This is a genomic window from Lentibacillus salinarum, assembly GCF_042679865.1.
Lineage (GTDB): Bacteria > Bacillota > Bacilli > Bacillales > Amphibacillaceae > Lentibacillus > Lentibacillus salinarum.
This window is the reverse complement of sequence record NZ_JBHTNH010000006.1, coordinates 21,673-34,187: the sequence shown is the minus strand read 5'-3', so window position 1 is coordinate 34,187 and position 12,515 is coordinate 21,673. Positions and strand designations below refer to the sequence as shown.

The window sequence follows — 12,515 nt, the reverse complement described above, 5'->3', positions numbered from 1 at the left end:
CTTTTTTTACGCTTCCGTTTATACCCTTACAGGTATAAGTATTTTTTGACACTCTGATACCCCTGCCCATACCCGTAACAACGATTATAAACGGCACATTTGGGGGACAAATAAAACAGATCCAGGAGGGAAATAGGCTATGAAAAAAGTTACGACCAAAGAACTGGCCGAAAAAGTAAAAAACAATGAAAAGCTTCATGTCATTGATGTCCGTGAAGATGATGAAGTCGCACAAGGAAAAATTCCAGGTGCTAAACACATTCCGCTGGGGGAGGTTCCTGATCGTCTTGATGAAATTGATAAAGACAAACACTATTACATGGTTTGCCGGTCAGGTGGTAGAAGCGGCAAAGCAAGTGAATTTTTGGAAGCACAAGGCTATCATGTGACCAATGTGGATGGTGGTATGCTTGCTTGGGATGAAGACGTGGAGAAGTAAATGGGCAGCCATCCATGGGCAATACAGCCAATGACGTAATTGACGCGGGCCGCAGTGTTTTGGCATCACGAGTGATCAGAAAAAAGTTTTAAAATCAGATATGGCCGAATGGAGAGGTCTGACGGAACAAAACAATTAATCTAACTGGGAGGAATAAACAATGGAAAATAATACACGAGTCGCTATTATCGCAGCAAATGGTGGTATGTTTGACGCATACAAAGTATTTAATATTGCAACCGCAGCTGCAGCTTCTGATAAAGAGGTAGGAATTTTCTTCACATTTGAAGGACTGAACCTGATTCATAAGGAAGCGCACAAGAATTTGCCGCTGCCGGAAGGGAAAGAACATTTCCAGGAAGGTTTTGAAAAAGCGAATGTGCCGTCCATTAGTGATTTATTGGAAATGGCACAGGAGATGGGCGTTAAGATGATTGGCTGTCAAATGACGATGGATGTTATGAATTTGGAAAAAGACGCTTTTGTAGAAGGTATTGAAGTAGGCGGAGCAGCAACGTTTATTGAATTTGCCAAAGACGCCGATATCTCACTGACATTTTAATGATAAGGAGGTCGTTCATGATGTCACAAAGCATTACCACGAAGGAACTGGCAAAACGCGTCGTTAATCGTGAACAGACATTGATTCTGGACGTTCGGAATACAGATGAATTTGATGACTGGAAGATTGAAGGGGATAGCGTTGAGGTGATCAATGAGCCTTACTTCAATCTGTTGGACGGTATTGATCCTGTCGCTGAGAAATTGAATAAAGATCAGGAAATAATTGTTGTATGTGCGAAAGGCGGCTCCTCCAAGATGGTCACCGAGATGATGGAAGAAGAGGGCTTTACGAATGTTTATGATCTGGAAGGCGGTATGAAAGCTTGGAGTGAACATCTGGAACCAATGAAAATAGCTGACTTGAATGACGGTGGAAGTCTTTATCAGTTTGTCCGCCTCGGCAAGGGCTGCTTGTCGTATATGGTCGTCTCGGGTAACGAAGCTGCTGTCATTGATCCGAACCGGATGACCGATATTTATGAACGGTTTGCTGAGGAAAAAGGGGTTGCGATTAAGCATACTGTCGACACACACTTGCATGCCGACCATATTTCCGGCGGCCGTCTGCTAGCTGAAAAGGCAGGCGGAACGTATCACTTGCCACCGAAAGATGCTGGTGACGTGACATTTGACTATGCGCCATTGGAAGAAGGTCATGATGTAACAATCGGCAACACAACCATCAAGGTGCAGCCGCTCTATTCACCAGGGCACACGATTGGAAGCACGTCCCTGATCATTGATGATCAGTACTTGCTGACAGGTGATATTCTGTTTGTCAAATCCATCGGCCGCCCGGACTTGGCCGGAAAAGCTGAAGACTGGGTGGGCGATCTTCGTGAGACACTGTACAGCCGGTATAAAGAGCTGTCTGATGATCTAGTCGTATTACCTGCACACTATTCATTCGTGGAAGAATTGAGTGATGACGGCAGTGTCAAAGCACGCCTTGGAGACTTGTATCAGCGCAACGAGGGTTTGCAAGTGGATGATGAACAAGCATTTCGTACGATGGTGACAGAAAATCTGCCACCGCAGCCGAACGAATATGAAAATATCCGGCAGACCAATATGGGTAACATGAATCCGGAGGACGAAAAACAACGCGAAATGGAAATTGGACCAAACCGCTGTGCCGTCCATGGTTGATCATTCTGCAGTTGTCTTCCTTCAGGTATGAGGGAAGGCCCAGTGCAAGATTTTAAAAGGAGGAACTTATAATGGAAGCAGCAAAAGTATTAGATGCAAAAGGTATGGCATGCCCAATGCCAGTCGTGAAAACGAAAAAAGCAATTGATGAGATTGATTCAGGTGACATTCTGGAAGTGCATGCAACGGATAAAGGCGCTAAAAGTGATCTGACTGCATGGGCCAAATCCGGCGGCCATGAACTGGTCGATGAAGCAGAAGAAGGCGACGTCCTAAAATTCTGGATTAAAAAAGCGTAACGGAGCCCCCTCATTCAGGGGCCCCCTTCTTTTTGGAGGGAAGGTTGATATGGAATACAGTCTCGTTTTTATCATTGTTCTATTCCTGATTGGTTTTGTCGGTTCGTTTATTTCAGGTATGGTAGGCATCGGTGGATCAATCGTTAAATATCCGATGCTCTTATACATCCCTCCCCTATTAGGCTTATCAGCGTTCACAGCCCACGAAGTTTCCGGTATTAGTGCCGTTCAAGTGCTGTTTGCAACGATTGGTGGTGTTTGGGCTTATCGGAAAGGTGGCTACTTGAACAAAACCCTCATTATTTATATGGGGATCAGCATTTTGATCGGAAGCTTCATCGGCGGCTATGGGTCGCGTTTTATGGCGGATAGCAGTGTTAATTTTGTTTATGGTGTGCTGGCCACTATCGCAGCTGTTATGATGTTTGTTCCCAAGAAGCAAATGGACGATATCCCGCTTAATCAGGTCACGTTTAATAAATGGCTCGCGGCGGTTTTAGCATTTGTAACCGGGATTGGTGCCGGTATCGTTGGAGCAGCCGGCGCCTTTATTTTGGTTCCGATTATGCTGCTTGTATTGAAGATCCCAACAAGGATGACCATCGCATCATCACTTGCGATTACGTTCATTTCGTCGATTGGTTCCACTGCTGGTAAAGTCATGACGGGGCAAGTGCTGTTTGCTCCGGCTGTCATCATGATTATCGCAAGTCTGATTGCTTCCCCGATGGGAGCTAATACTGGAAAGCGCGTCAATACAAAAGTGTTGCAAGGTATTTTAGCAGTCTTGATTCTAGGGACAGCTGTCAAAATCTGGCTGGATTTCTTTTAACGAATGGTTAGTGTGGATTTAACAAAAATGGTAAACTGAAATTGAGCTATTAAGAGGTGATGTTCATGACAGATAAACGATTTAATCCTAGAAACGCGGATAAATTAGTGAGCGACGAACGTAAAGCACAATTACAGCCTGAAAAAGTAATTGTGCATTTGAACGTGAGCAGCGGTGATACGGTTGCAGACTTAGGCGCAGGCCCTGGATTGTTTACAATTCCTCTGGCTAAGCTGACAGAATGTGATGTTTACGCCGTAGATATTGAACCGGAAATGCTTGAAAGGCTCAACCAGAATGCTGAAAAAGAAAACATCGGGAACATTCAATCCGTTGTGAGTGATCTTGAAAATGTTAATCTTCCTGACCATTCAGTGACTCGAGTCTTAAATACATTTGTCATTCATGAAGTTGGAAGTATCGATCGGACCATCGAGGAAATGAAACGGATTCTCAAACCAGGGGGATATCTGCTGTTAATGGACTGGGAGGCTGTTGATTCGGAATCCGGTCCGCCGCTCGAAATCAGAATTCCTTCTGAAAAAATGGAAAGCATGCTGAAGGAACATGGGTTTGAAACGGAGCTATTTTATTCGGATTCAGAACACTATGCTATTAAAGCGCAAAAAGGATAAAGTGAAACTTCATTCAGCGGGGCGGTTTTTCCCGCTGAATGTTAGTTGAACCGAATCGGACATTTACGGGCGGTTATCCCCTGTCTTTTGGGGGATTAGTGTCCGTTACATGCGGGATAAAGTGAAACTTCATTCAGCGGGGCGGTTTTTCCCGCTGGGTATTAAGGAACAAAGGCTAAGTTCGCAACGTCCTCGAAAAAGGAAAGCACTTTTTCTTCGTGCGATGTATCGCTGTCGCAGCTTTCCTTGTCCTGTTGCAACGCCTTTGTGACCTGCATCGTGCAGGCCCGAACCGAATCGGACCTTTACGGGCAGCTGCCCCCCACTTACCTTTCCTGGCTTTCATGATATATTCAAGTTGGGGCTTGCTGCCCGTTAAGGCGAGATAAATCGATAAGAGAGGAACACCGGCGCTATTTTGCACCGGTGTTTTTTATGTGTCTATAGCTATTTAGATTGGGGAGGCGAGACAGCAGCGTTAAATCGTGCGAAAACAGTCTCAACTCGTGCGAGAGGCAGGCAAACTCGTGCGGGAACAGTCCCAATTCGTAAGAGAACAATTCGAACTCATGCAGAACCAACTCAAACTAGCGTTACCTATCACCATTTTTCTTGATACAAATAAGAAATCACGTGTTACAGCCCTAAATTCGCACGAAGACCTGCCAATACGTTTAACTATTCAGCAGACTCTATGTTTACCATTTACCCTATGGGGGTAAGCGTATAAAAGAGTAATAAAAAAGCCGCCATGTTGAAAACTATTGTATGGTTTCAGAAAGGAGGATCATAAATGACTAACGATCTTGAGAAGAATCAAAGCAAGCATGCTGAACTTAATCATCATAATCAGCATTCCTCTAACCATGAATCCCATCATGAGCACGATCAGAATCAGCATCGGAAAGAGGAATATCATCACAATCACGATCATGGCAGTCATGACCATCATCAGGGGCACAATCACCACGATCATGGCGATATGGTCAGTGATTTCAGAAAAAGGTTTTATATAGCCTTAATCGTCACCATACCCATTTTAATTCTCTCACCAATGATTCAGGATTTTATCGGTGTCGACTGGCGTTTCCCGTTTGATCAATATATTCTGTTCGCACTTGCGACATTTGTATTCTTCTACGGTGGCTGGCCGTTCATTACGGGTGGTGTTAATGAGCTGAAAGATAAAAACCCGGGTATGATGACCTTGATCGGCCTGGCGATTCTTGTTGCGTACGGGTACAGTTCTTTGACCGTTTTCGGTTGGGAAGGCAGTGATTTCTTCTGGGAACTGGCCACATTGATTGACATTATGTTGCTTGGTCACTGGATTGAGATGCGGTCAGTGATGGGCGCATCGAACGCATTGGAAGAACTGGTTAAACTCATGCCGAATGAAGCACATAAGCTTGATGAGAACGGCAGCGTGACAGACGTCCCAACATCGGAATTGACACATGACGATAACGTACTGGTTAAACCAGGCGAAAAAATCCCAGTCGACGGAACGATTTACGATGGCAGTTCGGCCATTGACGAATCAATGTTGACCGGTGAATCTGTTCCAATCGAGAAGAATAAAGGCGATGAAGTCATTGGTGGATCGGTTAATAAAGAAGGGTCCATCAAAGTAAAAGTGGAGAAGACCGGTGAAGATTCCTATCTGTCCCAGGTCATCACGTTAGTACGGGAAGCACAGGAATCCAAATCAAAAACACAAGACTTGACCAACCGTGCTGCCAAATGGTTGTTTTACATTGCGCTCGCATCAGGGTTTGTCACATTGTTTGTCTGGCTGATGCTCGGGTATTCCTTTGATGTTGCCCTTGAGCGGATGGTCACCGTGATGGTCATCACATGTCCGCATGCGCTTGGACTGGCAGCGCCACTGGTGATCGCCGTGTCGACGTCCATTTCGGCCAAACAGGGACTGCTTATCCGTAACCGCGCCAATTTTGAAGGGGCACGACGGTTGGATGCGGTTGTGTTTGATAAAACCGGTACTTTAACGGAAGGCGCGTTCGGTGTTACCAACATTGTACCACAGGAAGGATACGGTGAAGATGACGTGCTGACCTGGGCGGCCAGTCTTGAGCAAAATTCGGAACATCCGATTGCAGCCGGCATCGTCAGTTCTGCAGAGGACAAAGATCTGGAGCTGAAAAAGATTGAAGCATTTACTTCGATCACCGGCAAAGGCATTGCAGGCAAAATTGATGGAAAAAACGTAAAGGTTGTCAGTCCCGGTTATGTAAACAATAACAACATGGCTTATGACCAGAATACGTTTGAACGATTATCAGAAGAAGGGAAAACTGTCGTGTTTTTGCTATTGGACGATGAACTGGCCGGCATGATTGCCCTTGCAGATATGGTCCGTGAGACAGCAAAAGAAGCCGTCGCATCACTTAAAGATGAAGGGATCCATTCAATTATGCTGACAGGGGATAACCAAAAAGTCGCTGATTGGGTCGCAAAGCAGCTGGGAATTGATGAGGTATATGCCGAAGTCCTACCTGACGATAAAGCAGGTCAGATCAAGACAATAATAAGAAAAGGGTGGAAAGTTGCCATGACAGGTGATGGTGTCAATGATGCACCCGCACTGGCGACAGCCGATTTGGGCATTGCCATTGGTGCTGGAACAGACGTCGCGATGGAATCCGCCGATGTTGTACTGGTTAAGAGCAACCCGAAAGATGTTGTATCATTAATGGAGCTGTCTGGAAAGACCTATCGCAAAATGGTACAGAACCTGTGGTGGGCAGCGGGCTATAATATCGTTGCCATTCCGCTCGCAGCAGGTGTGCTTGCACCAATCGGCATTGTACTCAGCCCTGCAGTTGGTGCAGTACTGATGAGCTTGAGTACGATCATTGTGGCGATCAATGCCAAGCTGCTAAAGGCATAAGAGAAAACCCATCGGATAAGAGGAAAGAGCGGTAAAGCTGATTTAAAGTCTCTCGCATTTGAATTGAAGTCTAATTGGCATTTTTGTTTTGAAGTCTGGCGTTTTACTTCAAAACAACTCTCAAGTCATTTTAACAAAGCCAAACAAAAAGAAGCTTCCCCCCCCTGGAATAGCTTCTTTACGGCTATATTTTATTCAACTACCAATGTTGTTGTCATTTCGTTATGTCCATTACCGCATGGAATTGAGCAATAGATGGTATATTCACCCGGTTCATCAGGTGTAAATGTTGCTGTATCGCCATCTTCCAGGTTGATATCATCGCCATGATGCCTTCTTCTTCATTGGCAAGGGAGATCATTACTTCTGCTCCGGCGGGTACGTTATATTCATCCTGACCGACAGAAAAGTTTGTCCCTTCAATGATCATTATAATACTGAAATTCCATTTTTCCCGGGTAAAATAAGTCAAATTATTGAACAATTGGTAGCGTTTATTTTTTGACACCAATTTAGATTGATTTTATAAGTTGACAAATATACGCAAGGGGGGTACCCTATAATTAGAAGGTGAAAGGAGGAGAGCAATTGGGCGAATATATGCATGACCATCCGGTGACACCCCGGACACAAGATGAGAAAGAAGCTGTTGTTAATCGTCTAAAGCGGATTGAAGGACAAGTACGGGGTATTCAAAAAATGGTCGAAGAGGACCGGTATTGTGTGGATATTTTAGTTCAGATTAGCGCGATTAATGCGGCCTTGAAAAAAGTCGGATTTTCCGTAGCTGAACGGCATACGAAGCATTGTGTCAGTGATGCGGTCCAATCAGGCGAAGGTAACGAAGCCATCGAAGAGTTAATGGAAGTCATGAAGCAGTTTTCCAAGTAGGGGGGATAAATGATGCGTGAATCAGAACACACAACGCTTGGTGTAACAGGGATGACCTGTGCTGCCTGCTCGAACCGGGTTGAAAAAGTACTCAATAAAATGGACGGTGTCGAAGCGAAAGTCAATTTAACAACAGAAAAAGCAGCTGTTGACTATGATCCTTCTGCCGCCTCCATTGATGATATATCTGCCAAAATTGAAAAGCTGGGCTATGGCGTGCAAACCGAGAAAGCAGAATTTGACGTATATGGCATGACGTGCGCTGCATGCTCTAATCGGATAGAAAAAGTGCTCAATAAACAGAGCGGTGTTAAACTGGCCAGCGTTAATCTGGCAACCGAAAGTGCTGCTGTGGAATACAATCCGGGGCTGATGGAATCGGACGATATTATTGGCCGGATTCAGAAGCTTGGCTATGACGCCCAGGTGAAAGCGGACCAAGAAGGCAAACAGACGCAGAAAGAAAAGCAAATTAAGCGAATGAAAACGAAACTCATCATTTCTGCTCTCCTGGCAATTCCGCTGTTGATCACGATGGCTGACCATTTGTTAGGTATGAATGTCCCGGATATCCTGATGAATCCGTGGTTCCAATTTGCCTTGGCAACGCCGGTTCAATTCATCATTGGCTGGCAGTTTTACGTTGGTGCCTATAAAAATTTGCGTAATGGTGGGGCCAACATGGATGTGCTTGTTGCCCTGGGTACGAGTGCGGCGTATTTCTACAGTTTATACGAAGCATTGAAAACAATCGGCAACCCGGGGTATATGCCACATCTTTATTTTGAAACGAGTGCGATTTTGATTACGCTTATTTTATTCGGAAAGTACCTGGAAACGCGTGCTAAGAGTAAAACAACAGTCGCGCTGTCAAAACTGCTGGACCTGCAGGCCAAACAGGCACGTGTCATCCGCAATGGCGATGAAGTGATGGTCCCGGTTGAAGATGTAGCAGTTGGTGATCGTCTCATGGTTAAACCGGGGGAAAAATTTCCGGTGGACGGCACGGTTGTTAAGGGCAAAACATCGGTTGACGAATCAATGATCACCGGTGAATCGCTCCCGGTTGAAAAAGATGTGCAATCGGATGTCATCGGATCGACCATGAACAAAAATGGGACGATTGAAATGGAAACTACGAAAGTCGGCAAGGATACGGCGCTTGCTTCCATCGTGAAAGTCGTGGAAGATGCCCAAGGGTCCAAAGCACCCATTCAAAGGCTGGCCGATGTTATTTCTGGTTATTTTGTTCCGATTGTTGTCGGCATTGCCATTTTGACATTCATTGTCTGGATTGCGTTCGTACAGCCTGGTGCATTTGAACCGGCGCTGGTTGCGTCGATCGCTGTGCTCGTGATCGCCTGCCCGTGTGCTTTAGGGTTGGCGACACCGACGTCGATTATGGTCGGCACCGGGAAATCCGCCGAAACCGGTATTTTGTTCAAGGGCGGCGAGCATTTGGAGCGGACCCATCAGCTTGATGCGGTGATTTTGGATAAAACTGGCACAATTACAAAAGGTAAACCGGAAGTGACCGACTTTACTGGTGATGACGAAACGTTAAGGCTGCTGGCGAGCGCGGAAAAAGGTTCGGAACATCCGCTCGCGGAAGCCATCGTTGCGTATGCCACGGAGCAGGATATCGCCATCGCAGAAGCCGATTCGTTTGAGGCAGTACCTGGCCGGGGCATCAAAGCAACTGTTGCCGATCAAAAAATACTGGTCGGAACCAGAAAATTAATGAACGAACATAACGTCGCCATCAGTGGAGCCAATGATGACATGGCCAGCTATGAAACAGATGGTAAAACCGCCATGCTGATAGCCGTTGAGGGTGAATATCGCGGCATTGTCACGGTGGCAGACACGATTAAAGAGACGGCCGTTAAAGCGATCAGACAGCTGCACGAACAAGGGCTGGAAACGATCATGCTGACTGGCGACAATGAACTGACTGCGCAGGCGATTGCCAGACAAGTTGGGATCGACCAGGTTATCGCACAAGTTTTACCAGAAGAAAAAGCGGATAAAGTAAAAGAGATCCAGCTTGAAGGGAAAAAAGTCGCCATGGTTGGTGATGGGATTAATGATGCACCGGCACTTGCCGTGGCTGACATCGGTATTGCGATCGGAACAGGGACTGAAGTTGCGATTGAAGCAGCGGACGTGACCATTCTTGGTGGTGAGCTGCTCTTGATTCCAAAAGCGATCGGCATCAGCAAAGCAACCATCAAAAATATCCGGCAGAATTTATTCTGGGCTTTCGCCTACAACAGTGCCGGCATCCCGATTGCAGCTATCGGCCTCTTAGCACCATGGATCGCCGGCGGAGCGATGGCGTTGAGTTCTGTCAGTGTTGTGACCAACGCACTTCGCCTGAAACGGGTTAAGATTTAATGAAGGAAGGTTCCTTCTGTGGAGCGGTTTCCTCCACAGAAAATTGGAAAGCCTAATTATTAAAAAAGGGGAGATATCATCATGCAAATAACATTGGATGTCAGAGGCATGACATGTGGGCATTGCAAAAGTGCCGTAAAAGGAGCGCTTGAAGGTTTAGAAGGTGTGCAAGGTGTTGAAGTCAATTTGGGTACAGGCAAAGTGGATGTCACATATGACGATGCTAAAACCAACATTGAGGCGATGCGAGAAGCAGTAGAAGAGCAAGGCTATGATGTCATCGTGTGATAGAGGCTAACCGGTTCTCTTTAATAGGGAGCCGGTTTTTTTATGACGCTTTAGCACATGACACCACCGGGATATGCTGTATGCATATTTTATATGGTGGTTGGGAAGCTATAGAGAGTACATCAACTAATGGACAACCCGAAGTTCGAGAAAGCACGGGCCAAAATCGAGCGAAAAGCGGCCCGGGATCGAGTGAGTGAGCGGCACCAGCCTGACACACGAACAGTCGTTTGAAAGGAGCAAGCACGATGGACGATCCGAAGAACCAAAGATCGGAAAAGGATAAACAGCTCGAATCCCAAGTATCCGAGCATCAGCAACACATAAAGCTTAATTCCGCTGAACTAAGTGACTTGTGGAGCAATTACATGGGCGATTCCATGTTCAGTTGTGTTTTTGAGCATTTTTTGGAAGTCGTCGAGGATGATGAAATCAAAGACCTTCTGCTGTTTAATCAAGGGATTTCCAAGCGTCATTTGAACACGATTGCGGAATTGTTTGTGCGAGAAGGCACTCCGGTACCGGCTGCGTTCGGTTCATCAGATGTCTATAAAGGAACACCCCGCCTGTTTGATGATACGTTTATGTTATTTTATGTCCAACAAATGGCAATCGGCGCATTCGGCCAATATACACGGGCCTATGCCAGTACAATGAGACAAGATGTAATGGATTATTACCGGCAGGGGATACAGGAGCTTAATGAAATTTATGAAAGAGCAACACATCTTCTCCAGGAAAAAGGAGCGATTATGAAGCCGCCAAACATTCCATATCCCAAGTCTGTGGCGTTCATTGATAAAAAGTCCTTTAATAATTTTTTCCGAGGAAAGATGCGTCCAATAGCCGGATTGGAAATGAAGTATTTAACTTTAAATATTACCACGAATGTATTGGGGAAATCGCTGATGATGGGTTTTGCGCAAACAGCTTCTTCCCAAAACTTAAGAAATTACTTCAAAAACGGCTGGCAGCTTGCTGATAGACAAATTAAGCAGTTTAGTGATATTTTGGCAAATGACAACATATCATCCCCAATGCTTATGGACCCGCGCGTAACCGATTCAAAAATACCTGCGTTCAGTGACAAGCTAATGGCCTATCATGTGCTTTTGGCTAATCAGTTGGGTATGGAAAACATTGGCGTATCAATGTCGCGATCCTTAAGACATGACATTCATGCAAAGTATGCAAAATTTATTGGTGAAATAGGACTTTATGCGAACAAAGGACAGGATTTGATGATCGAAAAAGGCTGGTTTGAGGAACCTCCCCTGGCCACTGATCGGGAAAAAGCCGTCCGGAATCCGATTTAGTAGATGTGATTTAGAATACTGAATCGCCGGAAGCTGTGTTTTTATAGGCAAAAGCAACCGGAACGGCCAATTCCGACGCAACCCTTGGCAGAAAAAATAAGCAGCTAATCGAATGAAACGTTGGCCGAACCCTTTGGTGTAACGCCAAAGGGTATCGTTATATCCAGTGAACGGTTACTTGTTTTCTGGAAGTTATTTGATATGTTAGGTGAATTTAAATGCACATTCTAATTGTGATGTTAATTATTTTAGCGGCATGGCGCTTGGGAGACTGGTCCCGGTTTCATAAATTTCATGCGACGATGCTGTATATTACAGCTATGGATTTATTATATTTCTTTTTTACATTTGATTACCCTCTGTGGACATTTCACTCAAACATCGGTATATCCGGACGCGTTCTGGACCTCCTACATGCGTTTATTGTTCTTCCTTTAACTGTCATTATCTTTCTGACTAAGTTTCCTGATGCGTTCATGAATAAATGCTTCTATACAGCAAAATGGATTTTGTTATATATTGTATTTGAATGGGGCGGGTATTACCTGGGAGCAATCGACTACCATCATGGCTGGTCAATTGGCTGGTCATCACTGTTCGTACTGGTCATGTTTCCAATGCTGCGATTGCATTATAAACGGCCTCTGCTCACATATGGTCTATCTGCTATTACGATTGCCACCTTACTTTCCATATTTAAGGTGCCCTGGCTTTTTTAACAAGGTCAGAATGTATATCATTTTAGGTGACGTTTTCAATATTGAAATCGGATTTTCTTCCAATTTGACTTCTGA

Annotated in this window: 13 protein-coding genes; 12 read left to right on the top strand and 1 reads right to left on the bottom strand. The window is 45.2% G+C overall.

The window, feature by feature from the left end:
- Window positions 1–139 precede the first annotated feature (139 nt).
- The 7 genes from ACFQ4A_RS05200 (at window position 140) to ACFQ4A_RS05170 (ending at window position 6,829) form a co-directional block, all read left to right on the top strand.
- Window positions 140–439: a rhodanese-like domain-containing protein gene (locus tag ACFQ4A_RS05200; protein ID WP_382398286.1), complete on the top strand. Its 300-nt coding sequence runs from the start codon at window positions 140–142 to the stop codon at window positions 437–439.
- Window positions 440–599: 160 nt separating this feature from the next.
- Complete coding sequence (locus ACFQ4A_RS05195) at window positions 600–1,001, top strand: DsrE/DsrF/DrsH-like family protein (RefSeq protein WP_382398284.1); 402 nt, start codon at window positions 600–602, stop codon at window positions 999–1,001.
- 20 nt (window positions 1,002–1,021) lie between these two features.
- Window positions 1,022–2,152 carry an MBL fold metallo-hydrolase gene (locus ACFQ4A_RS05190; protein WP_382398282.1) on the top strand — a complete coding sequence of 377 codons (1,131 nt, stop codon included), beginning with the start codon at window positions 1,022–1,024 and terminating at the stop codon, window positions 2,150–2,152.
- Window positions 2,153–2,223: 71 nt separating this feature from the next.
- Window positions 2,224–2,451 (top strand): sulfurtransferase TusA family protein, encoded by a 228-nt coding sequence (locus ACFQ4A_RS05185; RefSeq protein ID WP_382398280.1) that lies wholly within the window; start codon window positions 2,224–2,226, stop codon window positions 2,449–2,451.
- Window positions 2,452–2,500: 49 nt separating this feature from the next.
- Window positions 2,501–3,283, top strand: coding sequence for a sulfite exporter TauE/SafE family protein (locus ACFQ4A_RS05180; RefSeq protein ID WP_382398278.1), 783 nt, complete (start codon window positions 2,501–2,503; stop codon window positions 3,281–3,283).
- Window positions 3,284–3,348: 65 nt separating this feature from the next.
- The gene (locus ACFQ4A_RS05175; protein WP_382398276.1) at window positions 3,349–3,918 is read left to right on the top strand and encodes a class I SAM-dependent methyltransferase; all 570 of its coding nucleotides are present in this window, start codon (window positions 3,349–3,351) and stop codon (window positions 3,916–3,918) included.
- A 793-nt stretch (window positions 3,919–4,711) separates the two neighbouring features.
- Window positions 4,712–6,829, top strand: a complete 2,118-nt coding sequence (locus ACFQ4A_RS05170; protein WP_382398274.1) for a heavy metal translocating P-type ATPase — start codon at window positions 4,712–4,714, stop codon at window positions 6,827–6,829.
- A gap of 214 nt (window positions 6,830–7,043) precedes the next feature.
- On the opposite strand, the gene ACFQ4A_RS05165 is transcribed toward ACFQ4A_RS05170, so the two are convergent.
- On the bottom strand, window positions 7,044–7,337 hold the full coding sequence (locus tag ACFQ4A_RS05165) for a hypothetical protein (RefSeq protein ID WP_382398272.1): 294 nt from the start codon (window positions 7,335–7,337) through the stop codon (window positions 7,044–7,046).
- Window positions 7,338–7,429: 92 nt separating this feature from the next.
- On the opposite strand from ACFQ4A_RS05165, the gene ACFQ4A_RS05160 reads away from it, so the two are divergent.
- The 5 genes from ACFQ4A_RS05160 (at window position 7,430) to ACFQ4A_RS05140 (ending at window position 12,440) form a co-directional block, all read left to right on the top strand.
- Window positions 7,430–7,720: a metal-sensing transcriptional repressor gene (locus ACFQ4A_RS05160; RefSeq protein ID WP_382398384.1), complete on the top strand. Its 291-nt coding sequence runs from the start codon at window positions 7,430–7,432 to the stop codon at window positions 7,718–7,720.
- Between the two features lie 9 nt (window positions 7,721–7,729).
- Complete coding sequence (locus ACFQ4A_RS05155) at window positions 7,730–10,117, top strand: heavy metal translocating P-type ATPase (RefSeq protein WP_382398270.1); 2,388 nt, start codon at window positions 7,730–7,732, stop codon at window positions 10,115–10,117.
- An 81-nt stretch (window positions 10,118–10,198) separates the two neighbouring features.
- Window positions 10,199–10,405, top strand: a complete 207-nt coding sequence (gene copZ / locus ACFQ4A_RS05150) for a copper chaperone CopZ (protein WP_382398268.1) — start codon at window positions 10,199–10,201, stop codon at window positions 10,403–10,405.
- A gap of 248 nt (window positions 10,406–10,653) precedes the next feature.
- Entirely contained in the window at window positions 10,654–11,721 is a 1,068-nt protein-coding gene (locus ACFQ4A_RS05145; RefSeq protein WP_382398266.1) for a DUF3231 family protein, read from the top strand.
- Between the two features lie 218 nt (window positions 11,722–11,939).
- Complete coding sequence (locus tag ACFQ4A_RS05140; protein ID WP_382398264.1) at window positions 11,940–12,440, top strand: CBO0543 family protein; 501 nt, start codon at window positions 11,940–11,942, stop codon at window positions 12,438–12,440.
- Window positions 12,441–12,515 lie beyond the last annotated feature (75 nt).